We start from the raw sequence: 20,222 nt of genomic DNA on the forward strand, positions 1-20,222 counted from the left end.
CAACGCTCAAGAATGGCGAAGTTTTGCCGATAATGCGTGCGGAGGCTTTGTGGGCGAAATTCCCGAGCGCTGGTCGCGTGTGCCGGGAAGGCGCCGTGTTGAGGAAGCGTACAAAAAGACCTGACCGGCCAGGAAAGAAGACTGGCTGGACATGCCGTCGGGTCGCGGTTGCGGTTGCGGATGAAAATTCAAAATGCGAAGTACCGCTGCGGAGGCGCTGTGATTCGAAACTGGCTTGGCGGTGTGCTAATTGCGGTGTGTGGGGTGAGTAGCGCCTTCGCGGGCGGGCCGGACTGTTCCCGGCCGTTTACGCTCGGATTGCACGACCATGGTCTGCTCTATTCGCTTGATACGGATAGCGGCATCGACAAGGACTTTGCGGAAGAGTTGATTCGACGTAGTGGTTGCCAGATCAAGGTCAGCCTGATGTCGCGCGCACGTATCTGGAAGCTGATCGAATCAGGTGCACTCGATTTCAGTCTTTCGGGAATCGCCACTGAGGAGCGTAATCAATATGCATCGTTCGCGTGGTACTTCAGCAACAAATACTATTTGCTTGTGCGCAATGACGCGGGCATCCATGACGTCGCGGATTTTGAGGGCGATGGGCGCTCCCAGCTCGGGGTGATCCGCAGTTTCCGTTACAGCGATTCGGCCAATGCGCTGGTCGACAAATTGACTTCAGAGAACCGTATCAGCCTGGCGGGCGGCCTGGAGCCGCTCTACCAGGCGCTCATTCTTCGTCGCATACAGGGCATGATTATTGAGCCCTTCGATTACCCCGCCCTGGACGAGAAGAAGATTCGCGAAGTAACGACGATTCTCGAGTTCAACGATCCCTCCGTGCCGCACGGTCTGATCATGTCAAAGAAAGCGCTCCCGGATGCCGAGCGGGCGAAGTGGAAGGCGCTGGTGGACGAAATGCGTGCTGATGGAACGGTGCGCCGCATCTTCGAAAAGTACTTCAAGCCTGACCTGGCCGAATCCATGGTCAACTTCCAGGCATCGCCATGAGGTGGCGCTCCGTCCTGCTCCCGCTACTGGTTCTTGCTACGTCGCTTTGCCTGACGTGGATAGTATGGGATCACGAGCGGCAGGCTACCCGAAAAGAACTGCGCACCCAGTTTGAATATTCAATGGGTGACGCCGTCAGCCGCGTCGAACAGCGGATGGCGACGTACGAGCTGATGTTGCGAGGCGTGCAGAGCCTGTTCGCCGCGACTGGAACGATTGACCGCGACAAGTTCCGGCGCTACGTGGGCGCACTCAATCTCGACGTAAACTTCTCCGGGGTCCACGCCGTCGGTGTCGTCGAGTGGGTGCCGGCGGCAGACAAAGAGTCCCACATAGCGGAAATGCGCCAGGGCGGAATAGCGGGATACACGATACAGCCCGACGGGCGGCGCGAGGACTATGCCCCCGTCATTCAGCGCGAGCCCTATGTTGGCCGCACGCGTAGTTCGCCCGGCTTCGACACCTGGGACAATCCGGTGCGGCGACTTGCCATGGAGCGGGCCCGTGATTCCGGCATGGCAGCCGTCTCGGGAAAGGTTCGCCTTTCGATCGACACGGAAACGGACCGCCCGCCCGGTTTCATCATGTACCTTCCCATCTACACGCCCGGTGTCACACTGGATAACGTAGCGCAGCGTCGGGCGCACATCACCGGTTGGGTTTATGCGTCGTTCCGCATGCACGACGTGATCGCCAGTCTTTACGGCGAACAGCCAGCCGGCATCTCGCTGGCTATTTACGATGGCGTAGAACCATCGGAGGCAGCGCTCCTGCATCGCACTTCAGATGCAAACAGCCGGAATTTGCCCACGCTCATTTCCGCAAACGAATATCTGGTTGTCGACGGACATGACTGGACGTTGTCGATGACCGCTTCCGACGAGTTCCGGTCGCGACTGGGTCGTAATGCTGAGGCGCTGATTGCGATCGCGGGTACGGGGTTGAGTTTTCTGCTGACGCTTCTGACCTGGCTCATGATGACAGGGCGGGGCCGCGCGATGCGACTGGCCTCGGCAATGACACAGGAATTGCGTGAAAACGAAGAAAAATTTCGCGCCATTGCAGACTGCACGGTGAATCTGGAAATATGGTGGGGGCCGGACGGGAAGCCGCGCTGGATCAATCCGTCCGTCGAGCACTACACCGGCTACACGGTCGACGAATGTATGGCGATGCCCGACTTCGCACGCACGCTGATCCATCCGGAGGACATGTCGCGCGTTGCGCCGGAGTTTCAGAAGGGGCTGCAGGGCTTTCGCGGCGACGACCTTGAATGCCGCTGGGTGCGCAAGGATGGTTCGCTCGTCTGGCTGTCAGTCTCCTGGGTTCCGATCAGTAATGCGAGGGGCGACTTCATCGGTTTTCGGACGAGTGGCCGCGATATCACGGAGCGCAAGCAGATTGAAGCTGAGCTTCGCATCGCCGCCGTGGCTTTCGATTCGCAGGAAGCGATGATGGTCACCGACGCGGAGAGTACGATTCTGCGCGTGAACTCGGCTTTCACCGAGTGCACCGGATATGCACCCGAAGAAGTCGTGGGGCGAACGCCGCGCCTGCTAAGGTCAGACCTCCATGATGTCCATTTCTTCCGCGAGATGTGGGAGACCATCCGCCGCGTCGGTGGTTGGCAGGGTGAGATCTGGGGGCGTCGAAAGAGCGGCGAGATCTATCCCAAGTGGCTGACCATCTCGGCGGTGACCGGTGAAGACGGTGCTGTTACGCACTACGTCGGTACGCACCACGACATCACTGAGCGCAAGAAGACGGAAGAGAAGATCCGGGAACTTGCCTTCTATGACACGCTTACCCGCCTGCCCAATCGGGCGCTGCTGCTCGATCGCCTGAGGCAGTCAATGGCGTCCAGCAGCCGGAAGAAGGTCTGCGGCGCGCTCATGTTTATCGATCTCGACCATTTCAAGACGCTAAACGATACGTTAGGTCATGACAAAGGCGATCTGCTCCTGCGGCAGGTTGCCTATCGCCTGTCGAGCAGTGTCAGTGAGGGCGATACGGTCGCCCGGGTCGGGGGTGACGAGTTCGTTGTCGTGCTGGGGAACCTGAGTCTGGATAAGGCGAAAGCGACCGCGGAGACCGAGGTGGTGGGAGGAAGGATCCTCGCCGTTCTTGGCAGCACCTACCAGCTCAACGGCGTCCAGTTTCGCAGTACCGCCAGCATTGGCGTCACTGTATTCGATGGCGAGCAGACTTCCACGGACGAGCTTTTCAAGCAGGCCGATCTCGCCATGTATAAATCCAAGGAGCGCGGCCGCAATGCAATGTGCTTCTTCGACCCTGCGATGCAGACGGTCGTCCTGAAACGAGCCGAACTTGAGGTGGGTCTGCGCAATGCCATTGAGGAGAACCGCTTCGTGCTCCACTACCAGGCGCAGGTCATTGACGGCGACTTCATAACAGGCGCTGAAGCGCTGGTGCGCTGGGAGCATCCTGTGCGCGGCATGATACCTCCGGCCGAGTTCATCCCGCTCGCGGAGGAGACGGGGCTCATCCTCGAGATAGGACAAGGGGTACTGCAGTCCGCGTGTACCCAGCTCGCCGCGTGGGCGGCGCGGCCATCGATGGCGCATCTTTCGATAGCAGTGAACGTAAGCGCCCGGCAATTTCGTGAGCCTGACTTTGTAAACAGTGTGATGGCGGTCATCAATCGAACGGGGGCGAGGGCAGACAGGCTGAAGCTGGAACTGACCGAGAGTGTTCTCGTCGAGAACGTTGAGGACATTATCGAAAAGATGAGCGCCCTTAGAGCGCGAGGCGTGACTTTCGCGCTGGACGATTTCGGGATTGGATACTCATCGCTGTCGTACCTGAAGCGATTGCCGCTGGACCAGCTGAAAATTGACCGATCGTTCGTGCGCGACATTCTGGTCGACCCCAACGATGCCGACATCGCCAGAACCATCGTGGCGCTTGCCCGAAGTTTCGACCTGGGCGTGATTGCCGAGGGCGTCGAGACTGACGCGCAAAGGGATTTTCTGGCGGTAGCAGGATGCCACGCCTACCAGGGTTTCCTGTTTTGCAAACCGCTTCCAATCGAGGGCTTCGAGCGGTTTGTCAGCAGATTCGGCCCCCGGGATCAGGCGAGAAGCCGGTCCGGCAGAAGGGGCGAGAGAAACGTCGATTCAGGCACGATGACCTGATCGGTCGACACGCGCATCCGCCCGATATGGGCGAACTTGCGTGACGTAACGATCGAAAGTCTGCCGCATCTCGCCGCCCTGGGCATGCGGCAGGCTTTTGCTATTCCGCTAACAGTCAAGAGCAGAACGCGTGCCCGATAACGATGGGCTGGCCTGTTCGCGCCCCCATGTACTGCACTCCCACACATGGAAAGCGGGCGATAACAGTGAATTCGCAGTTACATTATGTTTCATTTTCTAGCGCATTTCGTATTAATTGTTTTACACATTTCAGGTGAGGAAATTTCTCCTCTCTATGCTTCCTTTTCCAGCATAGCTCAAAACTATTGTATCCATTATTTTGTCTTATAAATCAATATAGTGCGACTATATTTAAACATCAGACAAGTAAATATGCCCGAAAGAACATGTATTTCGCAGAGGTATTTCTGTCGCGGCTGCTTTTGCTAATTTCCTGTGAATTATTTATTCGGTAATAAATTGGCGCCGCCTGCCCATATACTCCGCCCCGTTCGGTAATTTTGGGGGGCAGTGGAGATGAGCAGGGCAGTAAAAGAAGCAAACGTTGTCGCAGTGGCGGCAGAAAGTGCAGTCCCCGCAGTGCGCGGTTCGACAGTCAATCCTGGAAATACGCTGGCAACCCGTCGCCGATTCCTGGCGGGTCTTTTCGCAGGCGCTGGTAGCCTGGCGCTCGCCGCTTGCGGCGGCGGAGGTGGCAGTGACCCCATCAGTGGCGGCGCCAGTGCAACGGCGAACGCAGCCAGGTCGCAACGTGCGCAGGCTGCGAGCCTGTCTGGCGAATCCGCTTCCGGCACGACCATACCGTCGGCCACCTCGATCACGGACGCTAACGGCGTCCAGTGGACCTTGTCCGGGGGTGCGGTGCTCCGCGCGGGCGTGAACTCGGGATGTCCGGTCCTGGTGTCGATGCTGCTGTACTACAACCACACGATCTATGGGTGGGACGCATCGGGCCTGTGGTACGTCTACCAGAACAATGCCTGGAACAAATCGCACGATCCGCGCGAGTCCGTTTCGGGCCTGACCATGCCGCCGGCCAGCGCAATGACCGACGCCAACGGCTCGGCGTGGTCGCTGTCGGGCGGTGCGGTACTGCGTGACGGCGCCCAGACGTATTGCCCGGTTCTCGTGTCGATGCTGCTGTACTGGAACCACGCCGTCTATGCGTGGGACGCGTCGGGGCTGTGGTACATCTACCAGAACAACGCCTGGCTGACATCGAACGATCCACGCGAATCGACGCAAGGCACAACGGTGCCGCCCGCAAAGGCGATTACCGATAACGCCAGCGCGGTATGGACGCTGAGCAACGGTGCGGTACTGCGTGCCGGTGCCCAGACCTGGTGCCCGGTTCTCGTGTCGATGCTGCTGTACTGGAACCACGCCGTCTACGCGTGGGACGCGTCAGGGCTGTGGTACGTCTACCAGAACAACGGCTGGGCCGCGACGTCGGATCCGCGTAACGCAGGGACTCCCGCCGCCACCTCGCTGTTCTTCGGCATGAACGGTCACATGGCGTGGAACTCGACCGCCTACCAGACACTGACGCCCGCGCAGCAGGTCGCGATCCTCAAGGATCTCGGCGTCACCAACTATCGGGTCGACGTCGCGGATGCGGGCATGGCGCAAACCGTCCAGAAGGCGCTGACCGGCGCGTTCAAGGGTAGCGGCGTCTCGATCCTGCCGTGTATCAACCCGATGAACTACGACCAGACCGCGTCGGAATCCACGGCGTACAACTACGGCTACCAGCTGGCGGTGTCGATCATCACGCCGCTCAAGGGACTCGTGAGCCACGTCGAATGCGGCAACGAACTCGATGCGAACGGCCTGATCAGCAACGGCGCAGGCAATTCGCCGTCGAACTACAACACAGCCTATTGGCCTGCGTTCCGCGGCGTGCTTCGCGGCATGATCGACGGTGTGAAGTCGGTTGACTCGTCCATCAAGTGCGGCATTAACGTTGGCGTCCCGCTTGCCTACACGGCGCTGCAGATGTTGTGGAATGGCCAGTCGCCGAATGGCACGGCGACTGCGGTGTCGAATGCGACGCCGCTGCGCTGGGACATCACGATGTTCCACTGGTACGAAACGTCGGGCGACATCGTACGTGCGGGTTCGCAGGGGCTCACGAATGTGCTGCAGATTCTGCAAACATTCGGCCTGCCGATCTGGCTGACGGAGTGGGGCTACTACACGGGCGACACGCCGGCCGCCCAGGCGACTTACGTGGCCAACACGCTGAAGGAGTACTACTCGCTCCGCCAGACGTACAATCTGCAGTCGGTCATGATGTATCAGCTGATCGACACGCCGGGTGGCGATGTGTTCGGCGTGCTCGCAGCGGATGGCGTCACGAAGAAGACGTCGTATGCGGCGTACAAGAATTTCACCGCTGCAAATCCTGCCTGATCACTGATCTCCCCGATCGGTTACCGAACAACTCAGGCAGGCGCACGAGGGCGAACGGCAACGTTCGCCCTTTTGCGTTCCTGCACGCGTCTCGTCGCCGCGCCTTCATCTTTGTTGGGCTACGTAAGGCGTCGTCGATGGCAGATGATGCAGGGCTGGCACGATGCCAGCAAGAACCGCTGCGTAAGCGGCGGCTACACATAATCCGCCCGCTGTGCCCCAGATGTCGCGCGAGACGGCGCCATGACGCAATTGCACGGGGATGCCAACCGAGAGGTATCCGGTTACAAACGCCAGCAGCATTGCCGCGATCGGCGAAACGCCTGCCAGTGTGCTGATGCAGTTCCCGATCATTGACGCGAACATGTTCCTGGCTCCGGTTAGCGTGTTTTTCGCACGCGATTGATTGAACGAACTTGTGTGCGACAAAACGTGTCGGGCCGCCGGTTTCACGGTCCTTAATCCCTTGCCTTGCCACCCAGCAACGACTCGGGATGCTGCTTGAGGTAGTCCGCAAGCTGGTTCAGCGTTTGCAGCGTCCGGTTCAGCTGCCTGAGCGCCTCGCGCACGTCAGCCTGTAGCGGGGCGTCCTGCTGTAACGTCGCCTGGGCGGTACTGAAAGTCTGTTGGGCCGCCTGCAGGGTGCTGCGGACCTGCGGCACGAGTTCCGTGTTGAGTTCGTCGAACAGACTGACGGCGCTACGGAGTGTGTTGTTCAGGTTCGCGCTGATTTCGGCGAACGGCACCTGATCAAGCTTTTTCGCGATGTCCGCGATCTGCACCTGCAGTTCCTCGAGCGTATTCGGCACGGTCGGCAACTCTAGCGGCGTCCGGGTCATGTCGATGGCGACGGGGTGCGCGTTTGGGAACATGTCGAGCGCCACATAACGCTGGTTCGTCAGCAGGTTGCCGGTGCGCAACTGCCCGCGCAATCCGCGCGCGACGAGCTTGCGCAGCAGGGCCTTACCTTCCTCCGGGTCGCGGTGCGCAGCCGATTCGCGATAGCGCAAACCGAGCCGGTCCGGGAAGAGGCTCATCGTCACCGGCATCTTGAACTCACCGCGCTTCGGATCGTATTCGACGTCGATCGCGGTCACATAGCCGAGTTCAATACCATGGAAGTCCACCGCCGCGCCGACCGACAGCCCGCGCAGCGACTGATCGAACTTCATGACGACCGGGGCGGCCGGGCCATCGGGTGCGCGCATCGCATCGGCCTCGTCGTCGGCAAGACTGAACGCGGCTCCGTCCTGAGCCGCTTCGCCCACGGACTGGTTCGGAGGCGGCTGCTGGAAAGCGATGCCGCCCGCGAGGACTGTCGCAAGCGATTGGGTGTTGAGCCTGAAGCCACGCGAGTCGAGCTGCAGATCAACGCCGCTTGCATGCCACCAGCGTGATTTCAGATCAACGTACCGGTCATAGGGCGCATCGACAAAGACATCGATGGTCACGCCATGGCCGTCCCGGTCAAGCGAAAACCCCATGACTTGCCCGACCTGTGCATGCCGGTAATAGACCGGTGAACCGATATCGATCGAACCGAGCGACGTGCCGTGCAGCACGTAGCGTCGCCCATTCCGGTTGCTGGTGACGATGGGCGGCGTCTCAAGACCGACAAACTGCGAACGCCGCTCGCGCGAACGACCCAGATCAACACCTATGTAGGCGCCCGACAGCACTGTTTCGAGTCCGGAGACGCCACTCGTGCCGATGCGCGGCCGCACGACCCAGAAGCGCGAGTCTTCCACGGCAAACTGTTTCGCGGTGTCCGTCAACTGCGTATCGACGAGTACTCGCGAATGATCGCGCGACAGGCGAATCGCCTTGACCGATCCGATATCGAGGTTTCTGTAACGGAGCTTCGTCTTGCCTGGCTCGAGTCCTTCGGCGCTCACGAAGCTGATCGTAACGGTCGGTCCGCGAGCGATAAGTGACTCTACGGCGAGCGCGATGCAAATCAGCGCTGCGGCAAGCGGCACGAACCAGATCAACGAGGACGGCGTGCGTCGACTGAACACGGCCGGCTTATCAACCCTGGCTAGTTCAGTTGTTCCGCGAGCGCGTCGGCACCTTTGTCGATACCGGTCTTCGCAGCACCGAGCGAGCCGAACGTCGCCCCAATATTCATCGCGTTCGGATACTGCTTCGTCACATAGGCTTGCAGAAGACGGTTAGTCGAAGCATCGTAGATTTCGACCGCGTAGGTGACGGAGCCGGTGAACGCGCCCTTGCCGCCACGGACGGCCTGCACGCCGTTGTAGATGCCGCCGGCGATATCGAATCGCGAAAAGGTCGAAATGACTGCGGTACTCGTCTCGGCGCCAGTGAGGGTCAACTTCAGGCGCAGCGTATCCGGGCCTGCCGCGTTTGCCATCTCGAACCGCTTGCCCAGTTTCTCCGCAAAGGTCGACTGCATGTACTTCGCAAGCGTCGTCTTGTCCGCATCGTGCATCTCGCCAAACTGATTGTCAGCGCCGCGGTAGACCGTCACCGGATCGATGATCAGTTTCCGGTAGCCGTACCAGTCCGCCTGGGTCGTGTAACGGTATGGAACCCGCGCAGCGTCGCCCCGCGAATTGGGCTTCAGGTACGCCGACGAGGCGATTCCCGAGTAAGCAACCGGCTGTTCACTCGCGCAGCCAGCCAGCGCTGCACATGCGATTGCGATCACGAGAAGGCGTACGTTGTCCGATTTTTTCATTCCAGGCTCCTTTAAAGTTTCCGCGAACGGGGCGCCCCGGCCAGATCGTGGCCTGCCCGTGATGCGAGAACGAAGCGTAGCACCGACAGTTTCCGATGTAAACCGGATGTACGGTTTGTTTTGCGGTGGCAACTTCACTGCGACGGCGCCTGAGCTGCCGGATGACCTGTATGATGCGTGCGCGCAGTTTCGCCGTCGGCCGTGCTATCGAAGCCCGGCTGTCACGTCGTCCGGACCTGATGCGGGTGGGTGGTCGCAGCGCTCGCAGAACCGCGCCGGCGCCTGCAAACGGGCCATAATCACTGGACCGCTTTGGGTCTCGCGTGCGGGTCGGTTCAGCGAGACCACGATCTGCGCGCGCAATCGCAACTCTCTTTACTGGAGCCCATGGACAATCCCACCCGCTCGGAACGATCCCGTAACGCTGCCATTCAGGCCGCTCTTGCCATTCTTGCCCGGGACGGCCCGGGCGAACTGACGTTCGACGCCCTGTCGCGCGAGAGCGGCATCAGCAAGGGCGGCCTGCTGCATCAGTTCGGCAACAAGATCGGCATTCTCAAAGCGCTGCTGGCGCACCAGGTCGAATACTTCGAAAATTTCTCGCAGACGTACCTGGCTGGCGCCGACCCTTCGATGCAGGAGCGCACGCTGATGTCGACGATCGCGACTGCGCGGGAGGCTATCAACCAGTCACACTCGGTCGCTCTCGCGGTCATCGCGGCGCTGGTCGAAGATCCCGAGCTGCTCGCCTCCACCCGGAAGCTGGATGCGAAGAAGATCGAATCCATCAAGGCGGAAGCCGCTGATTCCGATCAGGCGCTGGTGCGTTGGGCGGCCGCCAGAGGGCTGATCTTCACCGAACTGCTCGGCCTTTCCCCGCTGTCGAAAAAGGAGCGTAACCGGTTGTTCGATTACCTGCTCGACGAGGAACGGTGGGGACCGTCAGCGTTGAATGAGTGATTCTGTGGTGTCCTGGCGGGCTTCCTGGTGCCTGGGCCGACGTGTCACCCGGCCGTCGCCGGGGCGACGAAGCCGGCCGTCACGTGTGCGCGGTCTGCGCGCGCGAGTCGTTGCGCTGGAATGAAGTCGAGAAGAAGAGAACCTGATACTGGATCGCGTTGGCCCAGTACTCCCACGTGTGGCCGCCGGGACGCTCCGCGTAATCGTGCTGCACGCCTAGCTCGACAAGCCGCTCGTGCAGCGCGCGATTCGATTTGACAAGGGAGTCGTTGACGCCGCAATCGATCGTCAGCGCGATATGGGCATTTTCAAAGCTGCGGGCATTTTCGACGATAGCGTTGCTGTTCCAGAAGGCAGCGTGTCGGGCGGGGTCGCCGAACACGTGGTTGATGCCGGGCTCATCCTTGCACCCGCGCGGATCGACGGCGCCGCTGATGCTTCCCGCAGCACCGAATGCGTCGGGCCGGTCCAGCGCGATGCGCAGGGCGCCGAAGCCGCCCATGCTCAGACCGGTGATCGCGCGTGCCTGTTTCGTGGCAATCGTGCGGAAGTGCGTGTCGATATAGGCAACGACTTCCGTGCCGACGTACGTTTCGTAGCGGCTGCGCGGATCGACAGGGCTGTCGATGTACCAGCTCTCATGACCGCCGTCCGGCATCACGAGGATCACGTGATAGCGGTCTGCCAGCCGGCCGATCTGCGTGTTCGCGGCCCAGTCGGTGTAGTCGCCGCCTGATCCGTGCAGCAGGTAGACAACCGGGAAACGATCGACATCGTTGCCGCGCACGTACTGGTCAGGCAGTACGACTGTCGCCTCGAACGACTTATGCATCGCGGCGCTGGGAATCGCGACAACCCTCGACTGAAAAGCCCAGACAGGGTTCGTGAAAAGCAGCGTCAGAATGAGCCAGAATGCACGGGCAGTATTCATGGGTTGTCGCTCTCGTCCTTTCTGCCTGTTTGCAGGAACCCGGTCCGGCGTCCGGCGGCGAAATGCTTTCAAGGACTGTAACAACGGCGACTTACAACCAAATTTCAGCGAACCATACGGTCTCGTCAGCTTGGGGCGACGCGGGCCTCAACCGCGGGCCTCAACCGCGTGCCGCCGACATACCCCGGTTACGGGCAGCACGCTCACCCACACCCATCAATCCGTCCGCTCAGGCGAGATCCATCCATTTGCCGCGCTCGCCGCCGCCACCTGCTTCGCGATCGAATCGGCCAACCGTTTGGCATCCGCGGAAATGCTGTCGCGCTTCACCTCGGACGCGCCATGCAGGGCGGCGCCTGTTGCACCCGCACTCGCGAGATGACCGGCAGCGGCGCCGGCCCCGGCTGTTTCAGCCACGCCCGGCATGTGGCCGCTGTCCGCATCGGCCGAGAAGCTTTGCAGCGGCATCGGCGAGCCGTCCGCCGGCTTGTACAGGATCTGGACCGACGCGCCGACCTCGCTCTTGCCGGCGCCAAGACCGATCAACACGCGACGCCTGCGGTTGCCTTCATCGATCTTCTGAAAATTACCCTCGACGATCAGCGCATTCCGGTCTGCGGGCACGGGGCCGTCCGAGCGTGCCGCACGCAGTCCCATCGATTGCAACTGCTTCACGATTTCATTGGACACCTGCTCGCGCGCTTCGCGCGCCGTCTGGTTCTGCGCGCTCGCAGTCGATTCGCCGGCGATCATCGTTTTCAGCTTCTGTGCCATGCCGCTGTCCATTTTCACCTGATCTGGCGTGGCGTCGAATGAATCCACATAGATGATGTCCGCCCGCACGTGCGGCTGGACGGTAGCCTGACTCACGCCGGTGACACCCGCGGCGCAGCCCGTAAGAAACAGCGATCCCGCCACCAGTGCTGCGCCCGCCAGACGAGTAGCGTTGTCAGCGAGGAATCTGAATGAAGTCTGCATGTTGAATGTTGATCCTGTCATCGGCACAGTCGTGCCGCCAATTGTCGAAAAGATGTCGCCGACAATCGTTCGATCCACAGGATCGCAAACTATCGGAGATCACGCCTGCGTGAGTGCGGCCCGCCTGTTATTGGTGTGTGCCGCAACACGCAGACGCGAGTATGGGAGGAAGCGGCTCTGCGCGCCATGCGGGAATTATGTCGCGCCATGTCGCCCGTACGTTGCGTTCGGGCGTAAGGCTCGCGGCGGATCTTCGGCCTAGGCGGAATGCCGGTTCAGCGGCAACGCGACCACGGCTTCGAGACCGCCGCCGTCACGTGGGCGAAACTGCAACGAGCCGCCGTGCAGCCGCGCAATGCGCTCGACGATCGCGAGTCCGAGGCCGGTGCCGCCCGAATGGCCGCGTGCATTTCTGCCGCGACTGAAGGGCGCCTTGAGCTGCTCCAGTTCCTCCGCGCTGATGCCGCTGCCGCGATCGCATACGGCGACGTAGGCCGAGTCGCCTTCGGTCCACGTGCGCACAAACAAACCGGTCCGTCCGTACACGACTGCGTTCTGCATCAGGTTCATCAGGAGACGCATCACGCTCACCGGCCTGAACGCAAACACCGGTATGTCGCCGGGCAACAGCTCGAATTCATGCCCGAGCCCCGCGAAGTCCGCAGCGAGCTGACCGACGAGTGCATTGAGATCGCCGGGCTGCGGGACCTCACGCTCGCCGCTGCCCGCGTAGTCCATGAACTGCTGGAGGATCGTGTCGATCTGATCGAGATAGCCTTCCGCGGATGCCACGAAGGTATCGTCGGCGCCGCGCGGAATCGCCATCGCCATGGCGAGGCGCAGTTTGGTCAACGGCGTGCGAATGTCGTGAGACACGCCGGCCAGCATCAGCGCGCGCGTCGCTTCGGCCTGCTGCAAAGCCAGGGTCATCTGGTTGAAGGCGCGGCTGACCTGGGCGATTTCCGTCGGACCGTCGGTGGGAAGCGCGACGGGCGCATCGCCCGCGCTGACGCGCCGCGCCGCGCGTGCCAGATCCTGAAGCGGACGGTTGATATGCAACTGGATCAGATAGCCCGTTAGCGCTGCCAGCAACGCGAGGCCCGCCGACAGCGCGAGAGTCATGGCGATACCGCTCGCGTGCGCATCTTCGGTCATCGGCAGGGCGATCCAGCGGGGCCCGCCGGCGACATGCACGCGAATCCATAGCCGCTCCCCGTCGCCGCTCTGCCATCGCACCGGGATGTCCGGCGGCAGATAGCGTTGCAATGCCTCGACAAAGACATCGCGCTGATAAGTGCGAAAAAAACGGATCGCACTGGGGCTCGGCTCCAGTCCGGTGTGTTCTGGCAGCTGCGTCTGCCCGCCGAGCCGTGCAGCCGCCGCGCGGCCTTCATCGGCCGGCATGGCTGCAAACACGCCATCGAGCGTCTTCACGTAATCGGCGAAAATGATCGCCGCGCGTTCTATGCGCGGGCGTTGCACGTAATGCAGGAGGACGGTGAGCGAGCAGACCTGGGCGAGGGCGACCAGCGCCACCAGCAACGCGATGTTGCGCGCGAGCAATGAACGGGGCAACAGAGGGAACAGCACGCGCCGCATCACGACTCGATACCGGCGACCAGCATGTAGCCGACGCCCCACACGGTCTTGATGAAGCGCGGCTTCGAAGGATCGTCTTCGACGATCTGGCGCAGCCTCAGGATCTGCACGTCGATGCTGCGATCGAGCGCGTCGTGGTCACGGCCGCGGGCGCGCGCGAGCAGATTCTCGCGGCTCACCGGCCGGTTCGGCGATGACCCCAGCGCGTGCAACAGCAGCATCTGCGCGGAATGAACCTCGACCGGTTCGCCCTGGTGCAGCAGCGTCTGCTTGCCCACATCGAAGAGAAAGTTGCCGAAGCGCAAGGTCTGCGAGGTGACGGTCGGATCGCCTGCCGCCATTTTCTGGCGGCGCAGCAGCGCGCGGATCCGGGCGACCAGTTCGTCTGGCAGGAACGGTTTGGCGAGGTAGTCGTCGGCACCGGTCTCGAGGCCGACCACCCTGTCGACCGGGTCGCCCTTCGCGGTCAGCATCAGGATCGGCAGCGTCTGTCCTTCGGCGCGCAGCCGGCGGCAGATGGACAGGCCGTCTTCCGGTTCCATCATGAGATCCAGCACGAGCAGGTCGTACGGCTCGCGTTGCAGGTAGCGGTCGAGCCGCTTGCCGTCGGCGACCACGCGCACCTGAAAACCATGCCCGGTCAGGAACCGTTGCAGCATGTTGCGCAACTCGGCTTCATCGTCCAGCACGATAATCCTGTTCACCGGGTCCATGGCGCCTCTCTGGCAATCAGCGGGTCATCGCTTTCTGCCTCATGAAGTCCTCGATCTGCGACAACGTGACGAATCCGGCGTGCTGCGTGTCGATTTCGTCGAAGTGCTGGGCGAGCATCGGCATGCCGGCTGCGGCCTGGTCTCGGGTCAGTTTGCCGTCGTGCGTCGTGTTGGCGCTGGCGAAGCGTGTCTGCACCTGCTGCATTGGGCGCTCCACCCGCGCCCTGCCGCTTTCCGGTGGCAGGGCGCTCTGAGCTGAAGCCCCTGCCGAAACAATACACAAGACAAGAACCGCGATCATCTGTTTCATGAGTTTCTCCGTGGTGTAGCCGACGCTCATCGCCGGCTGGGTAATCGATCCGATATTGCTGTTACGCCCAGTGCGCGGGCACCCAGAGGCCGCCGGCCCAGTGTCCCGGAATCCATATCGCCGCACGCGGTGCCGGCGTCACATAGACGGCGCGCGGCGCGACATACACCGATCGGGGCAGAGGCGGAGCCATATAGATGACCTTGGGCGGAGGGGGCGCGACATATACGACCTTCGGCGGAGGCGGCGCGACGTAGACCGCCGGCGGCGGAGGCGGCGCGACATACACAACCTTCGGCGGAGGCGGCACGACGACCACCGCGGGCGGCGGGGGCGGCGGCACATAAACTGCCGGCGGGGGCGCGACGACCACCGGCGCGGCGCCGACCACCACCGTGGCGCCGCCCGTCGTCACCGTACCGCCGGTTGTGACAGTTCCACCGTGTACGACCGTCGTGCCGCCGCTCGTCGTCACGACACCGGTCGCCACGCGGGTCGCGCTGCCTGAGTGCGTGACGGTCCCGCCGTCCGCGCCGGTCACGGTCCCCGAACGGGCGCAAGTGGATCCGGCGCAGCTCGTCGATGCCGCGTGGCTGACCGTGTTGCCGTTCGAACCGGTGACCGTGCCCGACGACGAGTACTGACCCGGGGCGTCGCGCGTCACGCTGCCTGAGGTAGAGGCGCTGTGGCCGTCAGAGCCGGTGAGGGTGCCGGTGTGTGTGCACGTGCCGCCCGCGCAACTGGTGTCGCCGGCGTGCTGAACCTGGCCGCCGTACGGTCCGGTCGCCGTGCCGGAATTCGAGAACTGCCCCGGCGCGGTACGGGTCACCGTGCCGCTGTTCGTCGCGACGCCGCCGTAGGGGCCGGCGACACCGCCGGCGTGGGAACAGCTGCCGCCTTCGCAGGACCCGTAGTGCGCGCCGTTATAGGTGCCATGCGGCGTATAGGCTGTGCCGTGGCCGGACCAGCCTGCAAAGGCCGGGGTGCTTGCGAGGATGAGGAGCGAGGCGGTCGCTGCGACGAGGTAACGGGGTTTCATCAGATGTCCTTCATGGTTCGGGTCACGTCACGCACTGCGGCGTGGCAACGGGACGAACTATAGAAGGAGGGCGCGAAATAATCGCTACGGAAAAGATGTCGCGGTGTTACATCGGCCTGGCGGCAGCGATGTTGAGGCAGCGCGCGGCGCCTGCGTCTTCGGGTCCGGTCAGCCGCCGGCGCCAGCTGGCAGATTTGCTGACATCCGGCGACATATTTCCTGCATGGTTTTTAGCCAGGCGGCCCACTAAAGTAGCTTCACCCGACGCGATGGCGGCCATTTCCGCAGACAAAGCGTCCCACCCGAACCCGCTCTGTACCCATCATGCTCACCATCGGAAAAATCGCGTTTTACGTCACCTTGTTTATCGTCGCCGTCTCGCTGATCGAGGCGTGGGTGCTCACCCGAAAAAACCGCAACACTGCCACGCCGTTCGACTGGTATGAGGTATGGCTTTCGCTGGCCGATCTGGTCGGCCGCAAGCTCGTCGCGCTGCTGCCGCTCTCTCTTGCTACGCCGGTCTTCGCTTTCGCCTGGGATCACCGCCTCTTCACGGTCACGATCAACTGCGCGCTGATGGTGCTGCTGCTCTTTATCGGCCAGGAGTTCTGCTACTACTGGTATCACCGCGCGTCGCATCGCATCCGCTTCTTCTGGGCGACGCACGCGGTCCATCATTCGCCGAACCAGTTGACGCTGTCATCCGCTTACCGGCTCGGCCTGACGGGCAAGCTGACCGGCTCGGCGATCTTCTTCACGCCGCTCGTCTGGCTCGGCGTGCGCCCGGAAGTCGTGCTCGCGACGCTGATGTTCAATCTCCTGTATCAGTTCTGGCTGCATAACACGTGGACGCCCAAGCTCGGCTGGCTTGAATACGTGTTCAACACGCCGTCGGCGCATCGCGTGCATCACGCGTCGAATGTCGACTACCTCGATGCGAACTATGGCGGTGTGCTGATCGTATTCGACCGCCTGTTCGGCACCTACGTTGAGGAACGTGCCGACGAACCGTGCCGCTACGGCCTCGTAACGCCGACGCGTTCGCGCAATCCGCTGGTCGTCGAGTTCGAGCACTGGGTCAGCCTCGCGCGGGATATCGCGTCGTCGGGCAATGTGTGGACTGCGATAAGCTATGTGATCCTGCCGCCGGGCTGGCGCCCGGACGGCTCCGGCGAATCAACGGAGAATCTGCGCCGGAAGAACCAGACGGGGCAAAGCGCGGTTTCCGTGAGCAGCAATGTGAGATGACCGCCGCACCCGCAGCAGGTGAAGTGCAGGCTGATCGCCTTGATCGCCTTGATCGCCGATCGGCATGACGGATGAGATCGGCGACGAAAGCGCGCGTCTGAAACCTGGTCGACTGGCCGTCTGGCGCGCGTTCGACGCCGCGTCAGGTCGCCTTAAGACAGTTCCGGTAGGATCGCTTCGTTTTTTGCGCCCTTTTGTGACCCGGTGCGTGGGCGTCGGGTTCGGGTTGGGCAGCCTGTTCGGTTCATTGTGATTCAAGCTACGGGAGGAAAGGTAATGGAGAAATCATACGGCGTGGGGCGTGGAGCTTATGACGGGGGCGCTCGCTTCCTTCACTGGCTGGTCGTGATTCTGGTCGTCATGCAGTTTGTGATCGGCTGGACGATGCCCGACGTGCACAAGGATACGAAACCGGACGGTCTGATCGCCTGGCACCTTGGCGTCGGCGCCGCGCTGATCGCCGCGATGGTGATCAGGATTGTGTGGCGATTGACCCACCGGCCCGCGCCCGATGTGCTTCCGCCGATGTTGAGCGCGATATCGCGTACCACGCATTTTCTTCTCTACGTCGTATTGTTTGCGGTACCGCTGCTGGGATGGATCAACGCTTCATCACGGGGATGGTCTGTCCAGTTGCTGGGCGTTGTGCCGTATCCGGGGCTGTCGGAGACGGGATCCGGGTTTGGACATGCGATGGGCGATGTGCATGGCATCCTGGCTTGGGTGCTTTTCGCGCTGGTCTGCCTGCATATCGCGGCCGCACTCTTTCATCGCTTCGTTTTGAAGGACCAGGTGCTGCAGCGGATGTTGCCATGACATGCTCTTGTGCCCGCCATCGCGTCGAACGAAGGTAGTGGGCCGACACGGGGTGAGATAAAGCCTCCCCTGGCTGCACCTGACACCGGTGCAGCCAGGGCACGCTGCTGACGCAGCTACGATGGCGACCAGACCGTCACCGCCCTACGCCTTCAGATGCGGTCCCAGCAGCGACAGATCGGGATGTCCAAGACGGTCGTGCGCGGTTTGCACCTGATGCCAGTAGGGGTAGAGCAGGGGCGGCGCGCTTACCTTGTCGAGCCGCTCGCGCTGCTCGACAGTCAACGTGAGATTCGCCGCGCCGAGGTTATCGCGCAGTTGCGTTTCATTGCGCCCGCCGATGATGACCGAGGCGACAGCGGGGCGCCCGAGCGTCCACGCGAGCGCAACCTGCGCGGCCGAGACCTTGTGCTCGCCGGCAATCTCAACGAGTACGTCGACGATCGACCACAGCCGTTCCTCGTCACGGATCGGCGGCTCGGTCCAGCCCGCAAGCTGGCGCGTGCCCTCGGGTGTCGAGTCACGGCGGTGCTTGCCTGACAGCAGGCCGCCTGCGAGCGGACTCCACACGAGAATGCCGAGCCCCTGATCGAGTGCAATCGGCGCGAGCTCGTATTCCGCTTCGCGCGCTTCGAGCGTGTAGTGGATCTGCTGGCTCACGAAACGCGGCAGGCGATCACGTTCGCTCACGTGCAACGCCTTCATCAGGTGCCAGCCTGAGTAGTTCGAGCAGCCGACATACCGGACCTTGCCGTGTCGGACCAGCAGGTCGAGCGCTTCGAGCGTTTCTTCAAGCGGCGTGAGCCCGTCCCATTGATGCACCTGATAGAGGTCGATCACATCGGTTTTCAGGCGACGCAGGCTCGCCTCGCAAGCCTGGATCAAATGATGCCGCGACAGGCCACGATCGTTCGGGCCGTCGCCCATCGGGAAGCGTGCTTTCGTCGCGATCAGCACGCCGCCCTTGCGCTTGCCGCCGAGCGCCTCGCCGACGATCTCCTCCGACGCGCCATTCGAATAGACGTCCGCCGTATCGATCAGGTTCACGCCCGCGTCGATGCACATGTCGATCTGCCGGCGCGCATCGTCGAGGCCGACTTCGCCGACGCTCGCAAATTTGCCCTTGCCGCCCATTGTCATGGTGCCGAGCGTGATGGTCGACACCTTGAGGCCTGAACGGCCGAGTTGGCGATATTCCATGATGAAGCAATCTCCTATGAATGTTGCTCAGGATTCAGGACCGGCGCGCGCTTCGCCATTCCCTTGTCTGCGTGACGCGCCCGAGCATTTGACGATAGCGGAGTTTCACTTACCATTCAAACAGAAATATGTGATTGAATTGAGCGTTTTTGGTGATTAATAACGGATCCGAAGGATGAGAGGTCAGCATGGACCTGAAACAGCTGGAACACTTTATGGCGGTAGCGGAAGAACGTCATTTCACGCGCGCGTCACGGCGTCTCAACCTCGTTCAGTCCGGGTTGTCGGCGTCGATCCGCTCGCTGGAGGCGGATCTGGGCGGACCTTTGTTCATCCGCAGCACGCGGCGTGTGGACCTGACCCATGCCGGTGAAGTGCTGTTCGAAGAGGCGCGACGCGTGCTGGCTGCCGCGCGCGACGCGCGGCACGCCGTGACACAGGTGCATGGACTTGCACGCGGCCGGCTCAGCATCGGCGCGATTCACGGGCTCGAGCCTTTCGTTGACCTGCCCGCTTCTCTGGGGCGGTTTCGGGCCGCGTTCGGCGGGATCGATATCGAGCTCACGCTCGACGGCTCGCGCGCATTGATTGACGAGGTGCGCGAAGGGCGTCTCGACCTCGCGTTCACCCAGCCGTCGGATCCACTGCCGGACGATCTCGGATTGCGCATGTTCGCATGCGAGGGGATGGTCATCGTCTGCGCGGCGGATCATCGGCTCGCGGGGGCAAGCGGGGTCAAACTGTCCGATCTCCGCGAAGAAACGTTCGCGGACCTGCGTCCGGAGTGGGGCGTGCGGCGGCTCGTCGATCGAAGCTTTGCGACCGCAGGGCTGCAGCGCCGGACCAGCTTCGAGGTCAACGACATACCGATGCTGCTCGAACTGGTCGCGCAAGGGCTTGCGATTACCATGGTGCCGGAATCCGTCGCTGCAACACGGGTGCGCGACACGCGTGGCGCGCCCGTGGCGACGGCGACCCTGCGCGAAGCTGAGGAGCCGTGCTGGGAGCTTGCGGCAGTCTTCAAGGGCAGTGCGGGCGAACCGCTCACACCGGTTGCAAAGGCTTTCCTGAACCTGCTTAAATTGCCGGACGTGGCGGCCTGACGTTCGGACGGCCCCGTACGCG

The 20,222-nt window shown here is 62.2% G+C and carries 18 protein-coding genes; 8 read left to right on the top strand and 10 right to left on the bottom strand.

What is annotated here, in order from left to right; translation table 11 throughout:
* The first annotated feature begins 219 nt into the window (after positions 1-219).
* The 3 genes from P3T21_RS18215 to P3T21_RS18225 all read left to right on the top strand — a co-directional run bounded on the left by P3T21_RS18215 (position 220) and on the right by P3T21_RS18225 (position 6,602).
* Positions 220-1,014 (top strand): substrate-binding periplasmic protein, encoded by a 795-nt coding sequence (locus tag P3T21_RS18215; RefSeq protein ID WP_429257530.1) that lies wholly within the window; start codon positions 220-222, stop codon positions 1,012-1,014.
* Positions 1,011-4,169: a bifunctional diguanylate cyclase/phosphodiesterase gene (locus P3T21_RS18220; protein ID WP_429257333.1), complete on the top strand. Its 3,159-nt coding sequence runs from the start codon at positions 1,011-1,013 to the stop codon at positions 4,167-4,169. Before P3T21_RS18215 ends, P3T21_RS18220 begins: the two co-directional genes overlap by 4 nt.
* Positions 4,170-4,706: 537 nt before the next feature.
* Positions 4,707-6,602 carry a hypothetical protein gene (locus P3T21_RS18225; RefSeq protein ID WP_429257334.1) on the top strand — a complete coding sequence of 632 codons (1,896 nt, stop codon included), beginning with the start codon at positions 4,707-4,709 and terminating at the stop codon, positions 6,600-6,602.
* A gap of 105 nt (positions 6,603-6,707) precedes the next feature.
* Here P3T21_RS18225 and P3T21_RS18230 read toward each other — a convergent pair whose 3' ends face one another.
* The 3 genes from P3T21_RS18230 to P3T21_RS18240 form a co-directional block, all read right to left on the bottom strand.
* Positions 6,708-6,968, bottom strand: coding sequence for a hypothetical protein (locus P3T21_RS18230; protein WP_429257335.1), 261 nt, complete (start codon positions 6,966-6,968; stop codon positions 6,708-6,710).
* Positions 6,969-7,060: 92 nt separating this feature from the next.
* Positions 7,061-8,620: an intermembrane transport protein PqiB gene (locus tag P3T21_RS18235; protein ID WP_429257336.1), complete on the bottom strand. Its 1,560-nt coding sequence runs from the start codon at positions 8,618-8,620 to the stop codon at positions 7,061-7,063.
* A gap of 20 nt (positions 8,621-8,640) precedes the next feature.
* Positions 8,641-9,303 (bottom strand): DUF3313 domain-containing protein, encoded by a 663-nt coding sequence (locus tag P3T21_RS18240; RefSeq protein WP_429257337.1) that lies wholly within the window; start codon positions 9,301-9,303, stop codon positions 8,641-8,643.
* Between the two features lie 387 nt (positions 9,304-9,690).
* Between P3T21_RS18240 and P3T21_RS18245 the strand changes: the two genes are divergently transcribed.
* Complete coding sequence (locus P3T21_RS18245; RefSeq protein WP_429257531.1) at positions 9,691-10,263, top strand: TetR family transcriptional regulator; 573 nt, start codon at positions 9,691-9,693, stop codon at positions 10,261-10,263.
* A 79-nt stretch (positions 10,264-10,342) separates the two neighbouring features.
* Here the strand turns inward: P3T21_RS18245 and P3T21_RS18250 are convergent, their stop codons facing one another.
* The 6 genes from P3T21_RS18250 to P3T21_RS18275 all read right to left on the bottom strand — a co-directional run bounded on the left by P3T21_RS18250 (position 10,343) and on the right by P3T21_RS18275 (position 15,833).
* Positions 10,343-11,194, bottom strand: a complete 852-nt coding sequence (locus tag P3T21_RS18250; protein ID WP_429257338.1) for an alpha/beta hydrolase — start codon at positions 11,192-11,194, stop codon at positions 10,343-10,345.
* A 216-nt stretch (positions 11,195-11,410) separates the two neighbouring features.
* Complete coding sequence (locus P3T21_RS18255) at positions 11,411-12,172, bottom strand: DUF4410 domain-containing protein (RefSeq protein WP_429257532.1); 762 nt, start codon at positions 12,170-12,172, stop codon at positions 11,411-11,413.
* 258 nt (positions 12,173-12,430) lie between these two features.
* Complete coding sequence (locus P3T21_RS18260; protein ID WP_429257339.1) at positions 12,431-13,771, bottom strand: ATP-binding protein; 1,341 nt, start codon at positions 13,769-13,771, stop codon at positions 12,431-12,433.
* Positions 13,771-14,484 (bottom strand): response regulator, encoded by a 714-nt coding sequence (locus P3T21_RS18265; RefSeq protein WP_429257340.1) that lies wholly within the window; start codon positions 14,482-14,484, stop codon positions 13,771-13,773. Before P3T21_RS18265 ends, P3T21_RS18260 begins: the two co-directional genes overlap by 1 nt.
* 16 nt (positions 14,485-14,500) lie before the next feature.
* Complete coding sequence (locus P3T21_RS18270; RefSeq protein WP_429257341.1) at positions 14,501-14,794, bottom strand: EF-hand domain-containing protein; 294 nt, start codon at positions 14,792-14,794, stop codon at positions 14,501-14,503.
* A gap of 61 nt (positions 14,795-14,855) precedes the next feature.
* Positions 14,856-15,833: a hypothetical protein gene (locus tag P3T21_RS18275; RefSeq protein ID WP_429257342.1), complete on the bottom strand. Its 978-nt coding sequence runs from the start codon at positions 15,831-15,833 to the stop codon at positions 14,856-14,858.
* A 324-nt stretch (positions 15,834-16,157) separates the two neighbouring features.
* Here P3T21_RS18275 and P3T21_RS18280 point away from each other — a divergent pair, with 324 nt between their 5' ends.
* Complete coding sequence (locus P3T21_RS18280; protein ID WP_429257343.1) at positions 16,158-17,081, top strand: sterol desaturase family protein; 924 nt, start codon at positions 16,158-16,160, stop codon at positions 17,079-17,081.
* A 276-nt stretch (positions 17,082-17,357) separates the two neighbouring features.
* Positions 17,358-17,897 carry a cytochrome b gene (locus tag P3T21_RS18285; RefSeq protein WP_429257344.1) on the top strand — a complete coding sequence of 180 codons (540 nt, stop codon included), beginning with the start codon at positions 17,358-17,360 and terminating at the stop codon, positions 17,895-17,897.
* Between the two features lie 144 nt (positions 17,898-18,041).
* Here P3T21_RS18285 and P3T21_RS18290 read toward each other — a convergent pair whose 3' ends face one another.
* Positions 18,042-19,097 carry an aldo/keto reductase gene (locus P3T21_RS18290; RefSeq protein ID WP_429257345.1) on the bottom strand — a complete coding sequence of 352 codons (1,056 nt, stop codon included), beginning with the start codon at positions 19,095-19,097 and terminating at the stop codon, positions 18,042-18,044.
* Between P3T21_RS18290 and P3T21_RS18295 the strand changes: the two genes are divergently transcribed.
* Entirely contained in the window at positions 19,096-19,257 is a 162-nt protein-coding gene (locus P3T21_RS18295) for a hypothetical protein (RefSeq protein WP_429257346.1), read from the top strand. The genes P3T21_RS18290 and P3T21_RS18295 overlap by 2 nt on opposite strands.
* Before the next feature lie 28 nt (positions 19,258-19,285).
* On the top strand, positions 19,286-20,200 hold the full coding sequence (locus tag P3T21_RS18300) for a LysR family transcriptional regulator (protein WP_429257347.1): 915 nt from the start codon (positions 19,286-19,288) through the stop codon (positions 20,198-20,200).
* Positions 20,201-20,222: the final 22 nt, after the last annotated feature.

The sequence above is a fragment of the Paraburkholderia sp. GAS334 genome, from assembly GCF_050436625.1.
Lineage (GTDB): Bacteria > Pseudomonadota > Gammaproteobacteria > Burkholderiales > Burkholderiaceae > Paraburkholderia.